Raw genomic sequence first — 18,830 nt, 5'->3', positions numbered from 1 at the left:
GCCAGAACCTTTCTCGCTGATCCACCGCCTTCGCGAGCAAGCCCGCTCCCACATTTCTAGCCCCGCAGTGTTGCGGATAATGCGTTACTGCTGCGCGATGCTGTACCCATCGAACGCGGTCTGCTGTTGCAGCGCAGTGATCACGCTCTTGCGGCTCAACGGCTGTTCAGCCCCGGCGTTATCCACAAAGCTCTCGACCTCAAGCTCCGCCTCATCGCCTTCGCCGACAAAGCTGAAGCCCAGGAACTCGAACGCCTCGCGGTCGACATTGAGCTTCGAGCGCGGGGTGCGCAGGGGCAGGGTGACGCTGATGCCGTCCTTGCTGATCACAAACACTTCGGCTTCTTTCTTGGGCCGCGATGCCTTGCTCTTGCCGGCGCTTGGGTTGCTGATCGCCTGGTGGCTCTGGTTCAGCACTTTCAGCGCCAGCCCGTAGACCAGCTCCTGGAACTCGGGGTCGTCCTTGAAGCTGGACAGGATGCGGCTGATCGAGAATTTGCTGCTCAGGTCTTCCAGGGCGGCGCTGTCAGCGGCCTCGGCGTCCTTGAGTTGCTTGAGCTGGCCCATCAGGTCATAGGCCTTGTCGTCGTCGAAGGCATCGTGGGCCTGGCGGATGGCGACGCGCAGCTCGCGGATCTGGTCGCTTTCCTTGGAGGTGTGAAACGCGTCCAGCACCATCTCGCTGATGATCTTGGCCGCCGGCACATGCTGTGAAAGATTGATGGCGTTTTCGTATTCCGCTTTGGATTGCAAGGCGACTACGGATTCTTCGGTGGTGTAGGAATCGGACATTGAAATTTCACTACTTCAGTAAACGGGGGACAAAAAAGCGTCGGGCATTTTCAGCGGGGAGGGGGATCAGGTCAAGGCGGCACTCTGCCCCACGGTTGTGCTGATCCATATCAACAGGCGCCCCGGGGAAATTCGCTACAACAACACGGGGGCCGAACCCGCCCCGGGTTATCTGCCTGATGACGTATAAAAATAATTGCAGACCTGCGCCGAGGAGACCGCTCCAGGCCAGGTTTTTAAAGGAATATTGCGATGACGCTTCCCCTGTCACGTCTTGGCCTTGTGGGGGTGATGTTCTGTCTGTCCCTTCCCCTGCACGCCAACACCCTCGACCCCGCACTGATCGAACACGGCCAATACGTTGCACAACTGGGCGACTGCATCGCCTGCCATACCGCCAAAGATGGCAAGGTCATGGCCGGCGGCCTCGAACTGAGCACGCCGATGGGCACGATCTTTTCGAGCAATATCACCCCGGACCGCGAGACCGGTATCGGTCACTACACCTTCGAACAATTCGACCGGGTCATGCGCGAAGGCGTCACGCCTGCGGGTATGAATCTGTACCCGGCGATGCCGTATCCGTCCTACGCGAAGATGAGCGAGGCGGATATGCGCGCCTTGTACGCCTACCTGATGCAGGGGGTGGAGCCCGTGCCCCAGGTCAACCGCGACGCCGACATGGGCTTCCCCTTCAACCAGCGCTGGGGCCTGGCGCTGTGGAACTTCGCCTTTCTCGACAAGCAGCCGTTCCAGCCAGACCCGGGCCGCGACGAGGTGCTCAACCGTGGCGCCTATCTGGTCCAGGGCCTCGGCCACTGCGGTTCGTGCCACACGCCGCGCGGCATTGCCTTCCAGGAAAAGGCCCTGAGCGATGCCGGCCGCAGCGGCCAGCATTACCTCGCCGGCGAAACTGTCGAGCATTGGCGCGCGCTGAGCCTGCGCAACCTGTGGACCGTGGACGACACCGTGCAATTGCTCAAGACCGGGCAGAACCGCTTTGCCACCGTCTCCGGCAATATGGCCGATGTGATTCACCACAGCACCCAGCATTTCAGTGACGATGACCTGACTGCCATCGCCAGCTACCTCAAATCCCTGCCGCCGGGCAAAGACGACCTGCCGATGCCGTCCGTGGCCCAGGCACCCGCCGCGCCGCCTGCCGACCTGTTCACCAGCCGCGGCGGCCTGGGCTATATGCAGTTCTGCAGCGATTGCCACCGCAGTGACGGCGCCGGCGTGAAAGGCCTGTTCCCGCCCCTGGCCGGCAACCCGAGCATCGCCGCGAGCAACCCGACGTCGCTGCTGCACATCACTCTGACCGGCTGGGAAACCGCGCAAACGGCGACTCACCCACGGGTCTACACCATGCCCGGTTTCGCCCGGCTGGCGGACCCGGAAATCGCCGAGATCCTCAGTTTCGTGCGCACGCGCTGGGGCAACCAGGGCACCCCGATCGACGCCGCCCAAGTGAAAAAGCTGCGCGCCCAGCTCAACCCGGCCACCACCGATTCGTCCGCCTTCGAAACCCCGCGCCTGGCCGATCTGCTGGCCGCCCCCAACGCCGATCAAGTCATGCGCGGCATGCGCCTGCACTTGCAAACCAAGGCGCTGCTGCCTGACAACGTCGGCAACTCGCTCAATTGCACCAGTTGCCATCTCAACGCCGGCACTGTGGCAGACGGCTCGCCCTTTGTCGGTGTGTCGGCGTTTTTCCCCAGCTACGCACCGCGTGCGGGCAAGGTGGTGACCCTGGAGGAACGCATCAACGGCTGCTTCCGGCGCTCCATGAACGGCAAGCCGTTGCCGCCGCAGTCAGCCGATATGCAGGCGATGGTCGCCTACTTTGACTGGATGAAAAACAACACACGGCCTGAAGACAAAGTCGCCGGGCGTGGCGTGGGCAAGGTCGACCCGGCGATCAAGCCCGACCTGGCCAATGGCAAGGCGGTCTATGCCAAGCAATGCGCGGTCTGCCATGGCGACAACGGCCAGGGGTTGGCGCGGGCCGATGGCGAGCTGATCTACCCGCCGCTGTGGGGCGAGCAGTCGTTCAACATCGGCGCGGGAATGGCGCGCACCTACACCGCGGCGGCGTTCGTCAAACGCAACATGCCGATTGGCTTCCACGAGAAATTCCCGTTGGGGCAGGGCGGTTTGTCCGACCAGGACGCGGTGGACGTGGCGGCGTATTTTGCCGGGCAACCGCGTCCGGACTTCCCGGACAAGGTCAAGGATTGGCCGAACGGCGGCAAGCCGGTGGATGCGCGGTACTAGTCCAGTTGCTTGAGGCAGGCCTCGAGGATGTCCAGGCCTTCCTCGAGCACCGCTGGCTCAATGGTCAGCGGTGCGAGCAAACGGATGATGTGCCGTGACTTGCCGCTGGGCATCAGCAGCAGGCCGGCCTCGCGGGCCAGGCTCAGCAACTGGGCGAGTTGTTTCGGCGCGGGCGTGCCGTCGGCGTGGGCCAGTTCCATGCCGCGCATGGCGCCGACGCCGGTCAGGCGGCCGAGGTAGGGCGACAGGCGCTGTGCACGCCAGGCTTCATAGCGGCTGACAATCGCTGTTTGCTGCTGCGAACCCCAGGCCTGCAAATGCTCATCGGTCATCGCGTCCAGGGTGGCCAATGCCGCCGCGCAGGCAATCGGGTTGCCGGAATAGGTGCCGCCGAGACCGCCTTTGGGCAGGTTGTCCATCAGCGCCTTGCGCCCGACCACCGCCCCCAGCGGTACACCGCCGGCGATGCTTTTGCCGAGCAGGATCAAATCCGGTTCGATGCCCAGGCGCGAGAAGGCGAAGCGCTGGCCGGTACGCCCGAAGCCCGACTGGATTTCATCGGCGATCAGCAGGATGTTTTTTTCATCACAGAAACGCCGCAGCGCCTGGGCGAATTCAATGTCGAGGGCCAGGAAACCGCCTTCGCCCTGCACCGGTTCGAGGATGAAACAGGCGACGTCGTCGACGTCGATTTCCACGCTGAACAGGCGGTCCATGGCCTTCAGCGCTTCGGCACAGGTCACGCCGTTGTCGGCGCTGGGGTAGGGCAGGTGATAGACCGGGCCGGGCAGGACGCCGACCTTTTGCTTGTAGGGCGCGACCTTGCCATTGAGGTTCAAGGTGGCCAGGGTGCGGCCATGAAAGGCCCCGTCGAACGCGATCACCGCCGTGCGGCCGGTGGCCCCGCGCACGATCTTCAGGGCATTTTCCGCCGCTTCGGCGCCGCTGTTGGTGAGCATGCCGCTGACCGGATAGTCCACCGGGATGAACGCGGTCAGGCGATCCATCAGCTCGATATAGGGCGCGTGAGGCGCAGCGTTGAAGGCGTAGTGGGTCAGTTTCGTCGCCTGTTCGCGAATCGCGTCCACGACCCCCGGGTGGCAATGGCCAAGGTTGAGCACGCCGATGCCGCCGACAAAATCGATATAGCGTTTGCCCGCAGTGTCCCAGACTTCGGCGTTTTTACCGTGGCTGAGGCTGATCGGGTGGACGATGGAAATCGACTGGCTGATGGTTTCGCGGCTCATGAATCTCGGACTCGGCAATGGCGGACGTGTTTTTATCTAAGCCGTGCGCCCACCCTGGCCGCAAACGAAATAAAGTCGCCGGGTCATTATTAAAAGTCGCGATGTGCACTCACGTAGTCGACCATCCAGTTCAGGAAGGCTTTGACTTTGGGGATCTCGCCGGCGTGTTCGGCATGCGCGATAAAGTGCGCGCCGCTGCTGGGCATGGCGTAGTCCCACGGGATCGTCAGGCTGCCTTGAGCAAGTTCTTCGGCCACCAGGTAATGCGGCACCAGCGCCACGCCATAGCCTGACTGCGCCGCGCGAATGCACATGTAGAACGTGTCGAAACGCGGCCCGTGGTAACTGTTCTGCGAGTGCAGGCCTTGTTCTAGGAACCATTCGTGCCAGGCCTCCGGGCGCGAGGTGCATTGCAGCAAGGTGTGGCGCGACGACGCGTCGCTGCCCTCGGCAACAAACCCCGGCGCACAGACCGGCACCACGGCTTCACGAAACAGCTCGATGCAGGTCGCGCCCGGCCATGAGCCCTGGCCGAAGAAAAATGCGATATCGGCCTTGGCCTGCAGCACGTCGAAGGGCTCCAGCTCGTTGCGCACGTCCAGGTGGATATTCGGGTGTTTCGCCGCGAAGTCCTTGAGCTTGGGCACCAGCCAGCGATCGCCGAAGGTCGGCTGGGTGGCGATGCGTAGCACCTCGGTTTCACCGCCGTAGGTGAGGATGTAGCGGCTGGAGATGTCCACCTGGGTGAGGATCTTGTGCACCTCGGCCAGGTACAACGACCCGGCCGGCGACAAGTACAGGCGCTGGCGAACCCGCTCGAACAGGTTGTGGCAGAGCATCTCTTCCAACTGCGCCACCTGCTTGCTGACCGCACTCTGGGTCAGGTGCAGCTCTTCGGCGGCGCGGGTGAAACTCAGGTGGCGGGCGGCGGCTTCGAAGCATTGCAATGCCGTCATCGAAGGGGTCAAGCGTTTTGAAATCATGCAGTTCATTCCAAATCGGAAGGAGCCTTTGCCTAAAGGTCGTTTGTGGCAGCGCCGTAAAGCCGTGGATACTGCCCGGCAGCACTATAAACCGGCGCGGGCTGTGCAGCGCCGAATAATAAGGAATGACAGGGAGCGCCTTGCATGAACCGATTCAAAACCACGTTGACCGCACTGGGCGCCACCGCCGTATTCGGCCTCGCCGGCACGGCGCACGCCGGGGCGACCCTGGATGCGATCCAGAAAAAAGGCTTTATCCAATGCGGCGTCAGCGACGGCTTGCCCGGTTTTGGCGTGCCCGACAGCAAGGGCAAGATGACCGGCCTCGATGTCGACGTGTGCCACGCCGTGGCGGCGGCAGTGTTCGGCGATGCGTCGAAAGTGAAGTTCACCCAATTGACCGCCAAGGAGCGCTTCACCGCGTTGCAGTCCGGCGAAATCGACCTGATCTCGCGCAACACCACCTGGACCAGCTCGCGTGATTCGGCGATGGGCCTGGTGTTCACGGGCATCACCTACTACGACGGCATCGGCTTTCTGGTGAACAACAAACTGGGAGTGACCGGTGCCAGTCAACTGGACGGCGCGACCGTGTGCATCCAGGCCGGCACCACCACTGAACTGAATGTCTCCGACTATTTCCGCACCCACGGCATGAAGTACACGCCCATCACCTTCGACACCGCCGACGAGAGCGCCAAGGGCCTGGAGGCCGGGCGTTGTGATGTGCTGACCACCGACCAGTCGGGACTGTATGCACAGCGGATCAAAATGGCTCACCCGGATGAGTTCGTGGTGCTGCCGGAGGTGATCTCCAAGGAACCGCTGGGGCCACTGGTGCGCAAGGGCGATGACGAGTGGTTCAGCATCGTCAAGTGGACGCTGTTCGCGATGCTCAATGCCGAGGAAATGGGCATCACCTCGCAGAACGTCGAGGAACAGGCCAAGACCAGCAAGAACCCGGATGTCGCGCGGCTGCTGGGCGCCGACGGTGAGTACGGCAAGGACCTCAAGCTGCGCAAGGACTGGGTCGTGCAGATCGTCAAGCAGGTGGGCAACTACGGCGAAGTGTTCGAGCGCAATATCGGCCAGGGCAGCGTGTTGAAGATCAAGCGCGGGCTCAATGCGCTGTGGAACAACGGCGGTATCCAGTACGCGCCGCCGGTGCGATAACGCCGGGGCTCAGTCGGCGACCCCACCTTTCCCCGCCGCCTTGGCGCGATACAACGCCTGGTCGGCACGTGCCATCAAGGCGGCGGGGGTATCACCCGATTGGCTCGCCGCCACGCCCACGCTGAGGGTGACGTGGAAGTCGTCGCTCACCGGGTTATCCCTCAACGCCTCGCAGATGCTTTCGGCGATTGCCTTGGCCGTCTCCAGCGACGTGTTGGGCAGCAGTACCATAAACTCATCGCCGCCCCATCGAGCCAGCAGGTCATCGGCGCGTATACAGCCTTTCAAACGCTCGACCACCCGCACCAGCGTCTCGTCACCTGCGCTGTGGCCGTACTGATCGTTGATCGGCTTGAAGTCATCGATATCCATCGCGATCAATGCCAGCGGCAAGCGAAAGCGTTGGGCGCGTTCGCATTCTTCCAGCAAGGCTTTTTCCATGCGATAGCGGTTGGCGACCAGCGTCAGGGTGTCGCGTTCGGCGAGGGAGCGATTTTCATCCAGCTGCAATTGCAGTTGCTGGTTGACCCGTGACAGCTCGCGCGTGCGCTCGGCCACCAGCACTTCAAGGGATTGATTGCGCTGTTCCAGTTGCTCGACGGAGCTTTTGCGTGAATGGATATCACGGTGGGCGCCCACCATCCGCGCCACCGAACCGTCAGCGTTGCGGGCAATCACGTAGCCACGGTCTTCGATCCACAGGTAGCTGCCATCTTTTTTGCGGCAGCGGTATTCGGCCTGGTAGTAGGGGGCACGACGCTGGATGTAGTCATCAAACAGCGTCATCACCTGGGGGTAGTCGTCCGGGTGGATCACGTTTTCCCAGGTGAACACGCTGTTTTCCAGGGCGTGCCGAGGGTAGCCAAGCATTTCATACCAACCCGGGTTGCGGTACACGAATCCGGTATTGGCGTTCCAATCCCAGATGCCGTCGCTGACCAACTCCAGAACGGTGTGCAGCATGTCGGCGTTGAAGTGAGAGAAATCAGTGCCCGGTGGGCTGTTGCCGGGAGTATCGTTCATTGCGCGATCCTTGCGTGGGCTGGCATCCAAGGCCTGCCGATATTGATGCCGGTACTCCGTGGCTGGCGCTACTGTACAACGGGATTTGAGTGCTTTGAATAGGGCGAATGTACGCCTTTGGCAGGATGGCAATAGGCTATCTATCTGGGGCGCCCGACGATTTCCCCGCGTCTGGGCGATGCGCAGCGCTTCAAGCCAGCGTCGAACCGCAGGCACCCCTCGTGGCCATCCGAGCTGGACGGCCTTGTTGTCGATGAAGAAAAGTTACTTGGGGGCCAGCATTCTCGTCCTGGCCTTCCCATCCGCGTTGTGTTGGTAAATCTCTTCAGGTTGGCCCTGTTCGTTGAAAAACACCTGGCCGATCCCCGCCGAGTTCCATAGCCGCTCGCCCGCTTCGGCATGTTCCGGAATATGCGGAACCACCTGCATGGTGCGGCGGCGGGTGAACCAGTTGAGGGGCGAGCGGGGCGAGTAGAGCCAGCGGTTGAGCCGGTCGAACCATTCCAGCAGGCGCGGCGGGAATTCGTTCTTGATGCCGCTGCTGGTGATCTGCCAGATCTTCGGGCCGGCATTGCGATGGCGGATCAGTACTTCGTAGACGAACGAATAGTGCACATCACCCGACAGGATCACGTAGTTCCCCGGTGTCCGTGAGTGACGGAAGATATTCAGGATCACCTGGGCGGCGCCGCGATGGGCCATCCAGTTTTCCGCGTCCACCAGCAAGGGGTGGCCGCACCAGCTGAACACTTTTTGCACGGTCTCGATCAGCTTGACGCCAAAGATCGGCGCGGGCGAGACGATGATGGCCGAGGGGTGATCAAGCAGTTCCTGCTGCAGTTCGCTCAAGGCTTCCCAATCCAGCAGGCCGGAAGGTTGCTTGAGGGTGAACTCACTGCGCCAGCGACGGGTGCGGGTGTCCAGCACCACCAGCGCAGGCGTGGTGGGCAGTACGTAGTGCCATTGCTGGAATTTCAGCAGGGCCTCGAGCAATGCATCCTGGGCGCTGGCGTCCAGGTGGTTGGCCCGGGGCTGGGTGGTCAGCGCCTGGACCTGGCTGACCAGCGGACCAAAGACATCCGGCTGGTTGCCCCAGCCCTGGCACAGCAAATAGGCCAGCAGGGCATTGCCGATGATGCGTTTGGAGAAGGGGTGGCCGTAGGCGGTTTCTTCCCATTGGGCGCTGAGGTTCCAGTCGTCGGTGATGTCGTGATCGTCAAAGATCATCAGCGTGGACAGGTGGGCGAATACCCGCGCGACGCCCGGCAGGCCCTGGCGAAAGCGCTCGATCTGTACCCGCTCGCGGGCGTAGCGCTGCTGTTCTTCGGCGCTCAAGCGGGGAGGCTCCTCCAGCGTGAGCAGGTTCCAGGGCGTGGGCGACCAGACCAGCAGGTACATCGCCATGACTTCGGCGAAGGTGACCAAGTGGTTATCGGCGGTGCTGCTGGTGAATATCGGCTTTTTCACCCCGCCGAAAAATCGCTCGCGCAGGGTTTCATTGCTGTCCAGCGCCGGGAGCAGGTCGGCACGGTGGTAGTAGCTGGCGCGATGCCCGTAGAGGCTGGCGCTGTCGTCTATCACCGCTCCCGCCAGGTATTCATCGAACAGGCCCAGGCGCGCGATCAACCCATGGATCGCCCGCAGCATGGGCCCGGCGACATCGTCCGCGTACACCTGGTCGCCGCTCATCATCAGCAGGGCCGGGCGCTGCTCGGGCAGGTGGGCTTCGGCCAGCAGACGGTCGACGCACAGCAGGCCTTCGGCCGCGTGATGGTGTGGTTTGCGGCACGAGCCATGGACCAACTGATGAATACGGCTGTGCAGCACAAAACTGGGGTATTGGGCGTCGGCATACAACAGGTGTGGCGCCCACTCGGCGATGCCGAGGCTGTCGATCAATAGGTCATAGCCAATGACCTCATCCTGGGGCAAGGCGTCATCCAGCGGCACGTCGATCAAGTGGATGACGGCGTCACGCCCCACCGCAACGGTTTGGCATTGGCCCTGATCCAGCACGATGCTACGGGTCTGCCCGGCGATGTGCAGCGTCAGGGTCAGTACCAGCTCCCGGGTGCCCATCAGCCACAGCACTAACCGCTGGGGTTCCAGGCGGCGTAGCAGGGGGCCGGCGAGTACGGCGGGCAATGTGTCGGGTGGCAGCATGCAGGGAAGGGCTCCAGGCGGGGTCGGCCGAAAACTCTAGCGCATTGAATGTCAGTGTTTTGTTAAGGCGAGGGTATGAAGGGCCGTGCACAGCCCTTCACATGCCCGGTTAGAGCAGTCGACCGCCGCCCAGGCTGTCCAGCGTGCCGGTGCTCCTGCGCCTGTCGTTCGCGGCCGGGCGATCGGATGCAATGGAGGAGGCGTGTTCGTGGGACTGCTCGATGCTGCGCTTGTTGCGAGAGCGCGTGACTTCATCCTGCTGAGCCACAGATGCAATAGGCATGTTCAACGAGTGATTGAGGGTACTTATCATGGAGGTGGTCCTCTGTCAGTGGTAAGCCTCACCGCTTAGTGAAGCTGAGCCAAACCTACAGAGGGGGGCGGCAACCGCGCTATAAACGCCTCGCCGCAACATGTGACGGGGCGCGGCTGGAAATCATCGACGCGGCCTTCGGCGCAGCCGCCCGCTTCGGGCGAAGTCGCGGCCTCCCTGGCGTGCAGCCCAAACGCCGCGCAGTTGTGTGCGACGCCGTTACGTAACGCGCTGTAGTAATCCGCGCGGCACCCTGACCCTGGCAGAGCGCCAGGACGGGAGGCGTGTCAGGTATGCGACTCTTCCATTACCTTTGGCACGGTGAAGCGGAACTCACTGCCACGCCCCAATTCACTCTCGGCGACGATCTTGCCGCCATGGGCCTGCACGATACCTTGGGTGATGTACAGCCCCAGGCCGCTGCCGGTGGGGTTGTTTTCCGCCTGGGTCCAGTAGCGATCGAACACGTGGGGCAGTTGTTCCGGCGCAATGCCTTCGCCCGAGTCACGCACCGAAAACACGATTTCCTCGCCATTGCTCATGGCGCTGATACCGATATTGCCCTGGCGCGGGGTGAACTTGATGGCATTGCCAATCAGGTTCGACAGGACCTGGAACAGCCGCTCCGGGTCGGCATTGATCTGCAGGCCGGGCTCGGTGTTGAACGACAGGTCGATGCCTTTCTCCATCGCCAGCGGGGCAAGCAGGGAGTAGGCCTCTTCGAACATCTGGCTGACATCCAGCGCCACCGGCTTGACCACGTAGCGCCCGGCCTCGATTTTCGAGGTGTCGAGCAAGTCTTCCAGCAGCACATTCATGCGCCCGGCGGCCTGTTGCATGGTGTCGATGGCCGAGGAAATGCGCCGTGAAGTGTGTGGGCCATCGGAGCTGAAGGCCTTTTGCATCATGCCGCATAGCATCGAGATTACGGTCATCGGGTTACGCAGGTCGTGGGACACCACCGCCACCAGTTCATCGCGGGCGCGCACGGCTTGTTGCTCGCGCAGTACCTGGCGGGCCAGGTCGTTTTCCAGGGCCGAGCGGCGCAGGTCGTTGGCGGCGAAGCGGTCGCCATGGCTCCACTTGGTGGAGATGCCGGCCATTTCGACTTTCCAGATTTCAAATGAAGTACGTGGGCGAAGGCGCAGGCCGGCGTCGGAATTTTCCAGGTCGAGGGGCTTTTTCGGGTCGCCGCTCCAGTTGATGTTTTCCTTCACCTCCGGGCGGAACCACATCACGCCATTGTCCACCGGCTTGGGCAGGCTCATGGCCAACACGCCGCTGGCGACCTGCTGGAACTCGGCAGCCGGCGGGTACACCGACACCAGGTTATGACTGGAAAATACCGCCTCGCCGCTGTCCTGCAGCCACTTGTGCAAGGCACGGATCTGCGCCGGTTCCGGGCAGTTGCCGTAGCGGTGCAATTGTTTGTCTTCGATGATCGCCACGCCGCCGGCGAGGGTCAGGTCCATCAGCAACTGGCCGCGTTGGGCGAGGCCGTCGAACACGTTGTCTTGCGAAGCTTTCATCGCCTGGTCCAGCAGCGCCAGGGCCTCGACTTTCTCTTCTCGCTGACGGCTCAGGTCCAGGGCTTCCATGGCGCTGATCTGCAACGACAAGACTTGGCCGATGGTCTGGCAGGCGGTGCGCAGGTCATTGGGCACCAGCAGTGGCTCGCGGTTGCCGCAGCTGATCAGGCCCCACAGCTTGTCACCCTTCATCAGCGAGATGCTCATGGACGACAGCACGCCCATGTTCTGCATGTACTGGCAGTGAATCGGCGACACGCTGCGCAGGGTGGCGAAGCTCAAGTCCAGCGGTTGGCCGGTGTCCGGGCGCAGTTTGGGCAACAACGGCACCGGCTCGTAGGCCGCGTTCGGGATGATGCGCAGCCAGTTGGTGCGGTACAGCTCGCGGGCCTGCTCGGGGATGTCGGACGCGGGGAAGAACAGCCCGTTGAACAGCTCCATGGACGGTGCCGACGCTTCGGCAATCACCTGGCCGTGGCCTTCGTCTTCGAAGCGATAGATCAGCACGCGGTCGTAACCGGTCATGGCCTGGATTTCGGTCACGCTGATTTCGTACAGCGCCTGCAGGGTTTTCGCCGACTGCAAACGTTGCAGCATTTTGCCCAGGTCACTGGTGCGACCATTCAGCGCGCGTGGGCGGAAGTCTTTGAGCCGCGGTTCGAACTCCAGCACCAGCACGTCCTGATGGCGGTGCAGCAGGCCTTCGAACTCGGCGCCGTTGAGGCTGACATGCAGCGGCGGTGCGTCGACAAAGCTGTTTTGCGCAGCCACGGTTTGCACGGCCTGGGCGTGTTCGGCCCCAATCAGCGTGTGCAGCGGCTGGCCCAGCAGTACTTCGGGTGCGTGGCCGAACAGGGCGGCGACGTTGGCGCTGACCTGGATGATGCGCAGGTCCGGCTCCGACAAGGTCAGCAGCACACCATGGGGCTGGATCGCGCCCGGAAAACGGATCGGCTCGTCGGCACAGTTGGCAAGCAGCTCTTCAAAATCTTCGGGTTTCATAGCAGTACCTCCTGGCTGTCGAGCCATTGCTCAAAGCAGCTGAACGTCGAACGGGCCGCATCCACCGCGTGCTGTCTGGCCTTGGCGTCCAGCGGCATGTGGCCCAGGTAATCGAGGAAATCCCTCCAGCGTCGACCGGTGTCGGCACCGTACACATTGAGAAACGCACCGCCGTTGTCGGCATTCACGTCCAGGCGCTGGGCCATTTCGCGGCGCAATACCTGGCCGCCCAAGGTCGCGCCTTCCAGCACATAGAGGGCACCGAGGCAGGCGGCGGGCGTGTCGAGGCGGGGCAGATGGGCACAGCGGGGCAGGGCATCGATAGCGGCATCACTTACGCCGAGGGCGCGAAGATCGCTCACCAGTGTCGGCGTTTTCACACGCAAGGCCTGGTCGTAGCCCACGGGAATCAAATCTCGGTCGTACAGCGACGCTTCGATCGGCGCATAAAAACCGTAATACGCCCGGACCAGGCGCTGATACCAGCCGGCATCCAGGCGCTCGGAGAAAAACGGCAGGCGTTTTTCCAGCGCCACGTGCAACAGGCCGGTGCCTTCACGCAACGCTTCCAGCAATGAGGGCGCACTAACGTCATGGGCCGGTGAATGCATTCAATGAGCTCGAAGTGTGGGCCTCTCGGCCATGAATGACGCTTGGAAATGGGCGACGATTCTACACAACTCATGGCGATCAACTGAACGCACAAGGCGAAAAGGCTGACCAGCGGATCAGAAAAGTCGCTCCCTGCTCTTCAATGACCACACGGACCCATGTGAAGTTCGGTCCGGGTGATATCGCCATGCTATCAATGCAAGGACGAGCCCTGCTGGGTCAACGCGGTTTGCACACACTCCAGCAGATGCTCAGTGCTCCACGGCTTGGGCAGGAACCGCACGGAACCACCCAACTGCTCGGCCAGTTTGGTATTTCCAGACGTCAGCAGCACCGGCACGCTTGGCCAGCGGTGCGCGACAACGCGGCTCAGGTCGTAGCCATTGAGTAGCCCCGGCATTTGCACATCGCTGACGATCAGGTCCACCGGATCATCGCCCCGTTCCAGGTAAATCATCCCCTCATCCGCCGAAGGAAACGACGTTACCACCGCCCCGAAATCCTCCAGCACATCCACCATTAACGAACGAATGATCTCGTCGTCTTCCAGCACTAAAATCGATGGCTGAGCCATGATCCTTACTCCACCATCAGGGTCCAGTAAGGTGGAGTGGGGCAGGCGCGGATAGGTTCGATTGGATGTTTATAAGGCGATGGGTGGTCACTTGGAGGGTCTGGCTTGCGCATTTGAGTGGGTGTGCTGCACGATACCGGCGCTCTGCCATCCTGACCGGTCCGGTTCTCACCGGCGCACACACAAGGCCGTCAACCGTGAACGCTCCCGCTGCCTCCTTGATCGACCCGGACCTGGGCAACCGCATGATCAAAGTCGACCACGCCGGCGAGCATGGCGCGATCTGTATCTACAGCGGCCAATTGTTCATGGCCCGCGTGTTCGCGCCCGGCATGGTGGCCGAGTTGCAAGCGTTTCTTTCTCACGAGCGTCGCCACCGCGCGGTGTTCCAGGCCGAGTTGCAGCGGCGCGGCTATCGTCGCTGCCGCAGTTACTGGCTGTGTGGGCTGGGCGGGCTGGCGTTGGGGTTGATCACCGGCGTCTGTGGGCGCAAGGCTATTGTCGCCACGACGGTCGCCGTCGAAAGTGTCGTGCTCAAGCACCTGGCGCACCAACTGCACACGCTGCGTGACATTGATCCGCTGGCCGTGGCCGCCATTGCCTCGATTGTCGAGGAGGAACAGCACCACCACGACCACTCGGCCGCGCAGATTGATGCGCAGGACCCATGGTTCCGTGCGCTGGCGCCGGTGGTCACGGCATGGACCGAAGCGGTGATCTGGATGGGCATGCGTTCCTGACAAACAGGCATAATTGCCGTTATCACCCGCTGTGGAGTCCACCATGAAGTACGCCTTGTTCATCCTCGCCCTGATCCTCAACAGCGGCTCGGCCCTTGCCGCAGGCGATGCCGAGGCGGGTGGCAAGCTCTTCAGCAAGACCTGCGGCGGCTGCCACAGCATAGGCGAAGGTGCGCGCGGTGGCTTCGGGCCGGAACTCAACGGCATCATCGGCCGACCCGCCGGCACCACCACCGATTACCAGTACTCCGACGCGATGAAAAACTCCGGCGTGGTCTGGACCCGCGACAAGCTCGCCGCCTACATCGAGGCACCGAAGAAGGTGGTGAGTGGCACGCGGATGATCTTCTGGGGCATCAGCGACCCGGAAAAAATCGAAAACATCCTCGCCTACCTGGAAACCTTCCAGGATAAATAGTCATTCCCGCACATTCCGGAACAGCATCAACCGCGCGCTCTCATGCAGCCCCTGCGTGAGCGTCCGCAGGCGTTGAAACTCCTGGGGATGCTGCGCGGCGACGTCCTCGCGCGGTGTGGGTGAAGCCAGGTCATGCAGGGTCGGTGAGCTGCCGTCATGCTGCATCTGCAGTAAAAGTCCTTGGTCACGCCGCCGATGATCGGGAACGTGCCCTCCTGCAAGACCAGCGGCACCACGCGCTCGCCTTCCGGCGCCGGTTGCTGGATGTCCCGGCCCATGGCGCCGTTGCGAAAGGGTATGCCCGCCATGCCGGCCACCGTCGGCAGCAGGTCCGCCAGGCCCACCGCCTCTTCTATGACGCGCGGTTGCAGGCCGGGGGCGTGGATCAGCAGCGGCACGTTGTTGCTTTCCAGGCCCAGTTGTTCGAAGGCCGGGGCCATGTGTGGGATCTGGCTGATGCGCGTGTTGTGGTCGCCGAAGAACACGAAAATGCTGTTGTCGTACCAACCGCCGGCCTTGGCGATTTCCATCAAGCGGCCGATGTTGTAGTCCAGCAGGCGCACCGCATTGTATTGCTCGACGCTGCGCGAACCGGCGGCCTGCACCTGTTCCAGGGTCACGTCCTTGACCTGGAAACCGTCGTTGAGGCGGGGAATGGTGAACGGCCGATGATTGCCGGAGGTTTGCACATAGGCAAAGAACGGCTGGTCCTTGGGCACGCTGCGCAACAGCTGGTCGCCTTCCTTGAACAGGTCCAGGTCGGAGATGCCCCACACGTCCACCCGCGGCGAACGCCAGTGGCTTTCGTCATAGAGTTGCACGCCGTCGATGCTCTGGCGGATCAGCGCGTTGATATTCGCCCAACCGGCATTGCCGCCGATCAGGTAGAACTTCTGGTAGCCCTGGAACGCGTTGATCACAGTGTGTTGGCGCGTGATCAGCGGGTTGCGGGTGGCCGTTTCCTGGCGGGTCACATCCGGCACGCCGGTGATGCTCGCCCACACGGTCTTGGCGGTGCCTGTGACGGGCACATAGAAGTGCTTGAAGAACCAGCTTTGCGTGGCCAACTGGTCCAGGTTCGGCGTCGGGTTGAGCGGGTTGCCGTAGGCTCCTACGGCGCTGGTGCCGAGGGATTCGAGCATCACGAAGATCACGTTCGGCGCGCGCTCGCCGGCCAGTCGATACGGCTGCACGGGTTGCTCGCGGATGAAGTTCAGTTGCTGCGCATCCGGCTGGTCAACACCAAAGTACGCGGCGACTTGCGGGTAATGTTCGCGCACCTGGGCTTCATCGAACTGTGACTGGCCGACCTTGAGCGTGTCATACAAAAACAGCACCGGGTTCAGGCCCACGGCGGCCACCTGGCTGTTGCCGGAAAAGAATGCATCGCTCCAGCGCAACGGCACCGGGTTCTCCAGGTTGAGGTTGGCGACGCGGCCGAGCAGGGCCAGCAGCACGGCGACCAGGCCGATCACCGAGACCGAGGCCAGCGCCCATTTGCGCGTGGGCGTGGGCTGGCGATCCAGGGTCAGCCGCTCCAGGCAGATCAACGCCCACACCCACAGTGCTACCGCCGCCAGCCAGCAGGCGGTTATCCACAGCACCGGGTAGGTTTCCCACACCATCTGTTGTGAAATCTGCGCGTCTTGCAGGTAACGCAACACCGTCGCGTTGATGCGCACGCCCAGGTAGGCGTAGTGGCCGAAGTCGATGATGTACACCAGGCCGACCCCGGCCAGTGCGATCACCAGGTAACCCCGCGCGAGCCAGCGCAGGGCCGGCAGGGTGGTGAGGTTCCAGCGCGGCAGCCAGGCCAGCACCGCCAGCGGCAGCAGCAACAGCACCGCCAGGCGCAGGTCGAACCGCAGGCCGATGCCAACGGTTTCCAGCAGCGCCGGGGTGTCCAGGGCGAGGCCGGAAAACGCCAGCACGAATATCAGCCGCAAGGCGGCCAGCAACGCAAATACCAACCCAATCGCGCCCACGCCGTAGCGCAGGCGGCGTGATTGCAACGCACCCATTAGTTTCCCTCTTCTCAACAACACCACAGATCAAATGTGGGAGTGGGCGTGCTCGCGAACGCGGTGGTTCAGTGCCAGAGATGCTGCCTGACACTGCGCATTCGCGAGCACGCCCGCTCCCACAGGTTGAGTTGCCTTAATCCAGCCACGACGCAGTAGACCGCCAAGAGCGGATCCACCAGATAATCCCAGTAGTTTTCCGAAGCCTTGAGCCGCAGCGCGAACGCCAGGGTGCCCACCGCCAACATCCACACCGCCAGCGCATTGCGCAGCCACAGCATCAACAGCGCGGCCGCGCCCACCAGCACAATCATCGGCCGTGGATTGAAGCCCCAGCGGTAGGGGTCGAAATACGTCAGGCCCAGCGTGGCCGGGTACAGCACCAGGCTCAGCAGGCCAAACAGCAGCAACATTTGCACGTGGTGCTGCCGGTTGAGCGGCTGTACCACACCCACGCGACTCAAGCCCACCCACGCCAACAACACCAGGGTGCTGATCGCCAGGTCATCGGTAAAACTGCGCACGTAAGCCGCCAACGGCAGCTCGTTGATAGGGATAAAACTCACCGCCACCAGCACCGGCAGCAGCCACGGACGCCAGGGTGCGGTGAAGCGCAGCGCGCACAGCAACACAAAGCCCAGCAGTACAAAACTCAAATGCGCCTGCCACATCGAAACCATCAGAGACGCTCCGCCAGCCAGGCTTCGTTGAAGCTGACATGTTTGATAAAGGTGTTATTCCACGAATACACCAGGTGGTACACGCCGTCCGGGCTGCGGCTGAAGTACGGGTATTCGTATTCGAAATCGCAGCCTTGGGGTTTGCACACGCGGTAGTCGAGGTTGCTGAGAAAGCGCTGCTCCAGCGGCAGGCGCCGGGCGCCGCTGGAGGCGCGGAAGCCTTCGCCGATGATCGCCTTATAGGCTTCGGGGGAGAACGGTTGGCCGAGCGGGTCCGGCGACTCATCCAGTTGCACCACGGTGCGCCATTGGCTGAGCTGGGCGTCGGTGCCGTAGAGGCTGAGTTTGAAACGGCCATCCTCCAGGTCGTTCAGGGCCACCAGCAACCCATCGTCCACCGTGCCCACCGCAGCCAGCGACGAGTTGGGATTGGCCGGCTCCAGCGGGTACGGCTCGCTCCAGGTCTGGCCGGCGTCTTCGGTGCGGCTGGCCAGAACCCGGTGATGGGTGTCGCCGGCGTAGCGCAACATCGCTACGGCGCGCTTGCCGTCCAGCGGCACGATGGTCGGTTGCAGCGAGTGTTTGCCGCGACTGATGCGAAATTTGTCGATCACTGCGCCATCGGCACTCAAGTACAGGTACTCGGCAAACTTGCCCATGAACTCGTGGTACACCGGCAGACCGATCGAGCCGTCGGCATGGAACACCGGGGCGGCGCGCACCAGGGTGCTGATATTGAAGAACGGTGAGGTCACCAACTGCCTTGGCGCCGACCAACTGGCGCCGAAGTCCTCCGAGACCATCAGATTGATCGCACTGGCGGCCCAGCCACCGACTGACACCGATACGTAAAACATCCACAGGCGTTTATCCGGCCCGAGGGCGATGACCGGGTTGCCCAGCTTGCGGATATAGCGCTGGGTGCCGTCGCGAGTGCTTTCCCGCGTGGCCAGCACCTGCTCGGCACCCCACTCGCCGCTGCGCGCATCAAAGCGCGCGGTGCGCACCTGCACATCGGCCGCGCCTTCGCGGGAGCCGGCAAACCACACTGCCATCAAATCGCCGCCGGGCAGGGCGGTGACGGACGAGGAATGCACAAAGTCAGTGAGTTGGGTGGACACGAAGCGGCTGGTGTATTGCGCCGGCGCCGCCACTTTTGCGGGGTTCGGGCTAGTCTCGGCAAACGGTGCCAGCACATGGGGCGGATGGCTTTGCCAGGCCGCGAGGAATACGGCCAGCAGGCTGCAAATCAATAAGGCGGAGCGCATAGGGGACCTGTCGGC

Annotated in this window: 15 protein-coding genes and 1 pseudogene; 4 read left to right on the top strand and 12 right to left on the bottom strand. The window is 62.7% G+C overall.

Annotation, left to right across the window (positions count from 1 at the left end; all coding sequences use genetic code 11):
* Positions 1-84: 84 nt before the first annotated feature.
* Entirely contained in the window at positions 85-792 is a 708-nt protein-coding gene (locus tag JFU04_RS24495; protein WP_065908539.1) for a hypothetical protein, read from the bottom strand.
* 252 nt (positions 793-1,044) lie between these two features.
* Between JFU04_RS24495 and JFU04_RS24490 the strand changes: the two genes are divergently transcribed.
* Positions 1,045-3,069, top strand: a complete 2,025-nt coding sequence (locus JFU04_RS24490) for a c-type cytochrome (protein ID WP_201145851.1) — start codon at positions 1,045-1,047, stop codon at positions 3,067-3,069.
* On the opposite strand, the gene JFU04_RS24485 is transcribed toward JFU04_RS24490, so the two are convergent.
* Together JFU04_RS24485 and JFU04_RS24480 are read right to left on the bottom strand one after the other, a co-directional pair.
* On the bottom strand, positions 3,066-4,316 hold the full coding sequence (locus JFU04_RS24485; RefSeq protein WP_201145850.1) for a 2-aminoadipate transaminase: 1,251 nt from the start codon (positions 4,314-4,316) through the stop codon (positions 3,066-3,068). The two genes, JFU04_RS24490 and JFU04_RS24485, sit on opposite strands and share 4 nt — an antisense overlap.
* 89 nt (positions 4,317-4,405) lie before the next feature.
* Positions 4,406-5,299, bottom strand: a complete 894-nt coding sequence (locus tag JFU04_RS24480; RefSeq protein ID WP_065908545.1) for a LysR substrate-binding domain-containing protein — start codon at positions 5,297-5,299, stop codon at positions 4,406-4,408.
* Positions 5,300-5,443: 144 nt separating this feature from the next.
* Here JFU04_RS24480 and JFU04_RS24475 point away from each other — a divergent pair, with 144 nt between their 5' ends.
* The gene (locus JFU04_RS24475; RefSeq protein ID WP_201145849.1) at positions 5,444-6,472 is read left to right on the top strand and encodes an amino acid ABC transporter substrate-binding protein; all 1,029 of its coding nucleotides are present in this window, start codon (positions 5,444-5,446) and stop codon (positions 6,470-6,472) included.
* Positions 6,473-6,481: 9 nt separating this feature from the next.
* Here JFU04_RS24475 and JFU04_RS24470 read toward each other — a convergent pair whose 3' ends face one another.
* From JFU04_RS24470 to JFU04_RS24445, 6 genes are all read right to left on the bottom strand, one after another.
* On the bottom strand, positions 6,482-7,495 hold the full coding sequence (locus JFU04_RS24470; RefSeq protein ID WP_201145848.1) for a sensor domain-containing diguanylate cyclase: 1,014 nt from the start codon (positions 7,493-7,495) through the stop codon (positions 6,482-6,484).
* Positions 7,496-7,759: 264 nt separating this feature from the next.
* Complete coding sequence (locus JFU04_RS24465; RefSeq protein WP_201145847.1) at positions 7,760-9,658, bottom strand: alkaline phosphatase D family protein; 1,899 nt, start codon at positions 9,656-9,658, stop codon at positions 7,760-7,762.
* Positions 9,659-9,767: 109 nt separating this feature from the next.
* A complete protein-coding gene (locus JFU04_RS24460; RefSeq protein ID WP_201145846.1) occupies positions 9,768-9,971 on the bottom strand; it encodes a hypothetical protein in 204 nt (67 codons plus the stop codon).
* Positions 9,972-10,258: 287 nt separating this feature from the next.
* Complete coding sequence (locus JFU04_RS24455; RefSeq protein WP_201145845.1) at positions 10,259-12,502, bottom strand: ATP-binding protein; 2,244 nt, start codon at positions 12,500-12,502, stop codon at positions 10,259-10,261.
* Entirely contained in the window at positions 12,499-13,113 is a 615-nt protein-coding gene (locus JFU04_RS24450) for a biliverdin-producing heme oxygenase (protein ID WP_201145844.1), read from the bottom strand. Before JFU04_RS24450 ends, JFU04_RS24455 begins: the two co-directional genes overlap by 4 nt.
* 194 nt (positions 13,114-13,307) lie before the next feature.
* Positions 13,308-13,688, bottom strand: a complete 381-nt coding sequence (locus JFU04_RS24445; protein ID WP_065908558.1) for a response regulator — start codon at positions 13,686-13,688, stop codon at positions 13,308-13,310.
* A 197-nt stretch (positions 13,689-13,885) separates the two neighbouring features.
* Between JFU04_RS24445 and JFU04_RS24440 the strand changes: the two genes are divergently transcribed.
* Positions 13,886-14,428: a demethoxyubiquinone hydroxylase family protein gene (locus tag JFU04_RS24440; protein WP_240435270.1), complete on the top strand. Its 543-nt coding sequence runs from the start codon at positions 13,886-13,888 to the stop codon at positions 14,426-14,428.
* 43 nt (positions 14,429-14,471) lie between these two features.
* Complete coding sequence (locus JFU04_RS24435; protein ID WP_065908559.1) at positions 14,472-14,846, top strand: c-type cytochrome; 375 nt, start codon at positions 14,472-14,474, stop codon at positions 14,844-14,846.
* Here the strand turns inward: JFU04_RS24435 and JFU04_RS24430 are convergent.
* From JFU04_RS24430 to JFU04_RS24420, 3 genes and pseudogenes are all read right to left on the bottom strand, one after another.
* Positions 14,847-16,867, bottom strand: a pseudogene (locus JFU04_RS24430) (LTA synthase family protein).
* Positions 16,868-16,935: 68 nt separating this feature from the next.
* Positions 16,936-17,547 (bottom strand): hypothetical protein, encoded by a 612-nt coding sequence (locus JFU04_RS24425; protein ID WP_201145843.1) that lies wholly within the window; start codon positions 17,545-17,547, stop codon positions 16,936-16,938.
* Positions 17,547-18,815 (bottom strand): sialidase family protein, encoded by a 1,269-nt coding sequence (locus tag JFU04_RS24420; RefSeq protein ID WP_201145842.1) that lies wholly within the window; start codon positions 18,813-18,815, stop codon positions 17,547-17,549. Before JFU04_RS24420 ends, JFU04_RS24425 begins: the two co-directional genes overlap by 1 nt.
* Positions 18,816-18,830: the final 15 nt, after the last annotated feature.

The sequence above is a fragment of the Pseudomonas sp. TH21 genome (assembly GCF_016651025.1).
GTDB lineage: Bacteria > Pseudomonadota > Gammaproteobacteria > Pseudomonadales > Pseudomonadaceae > Aquipseudomonas > Aquipseudomonas aylmerensis.
This window is presented reverse-complemented; position numbering and strand designations above follow the sequence as displayed.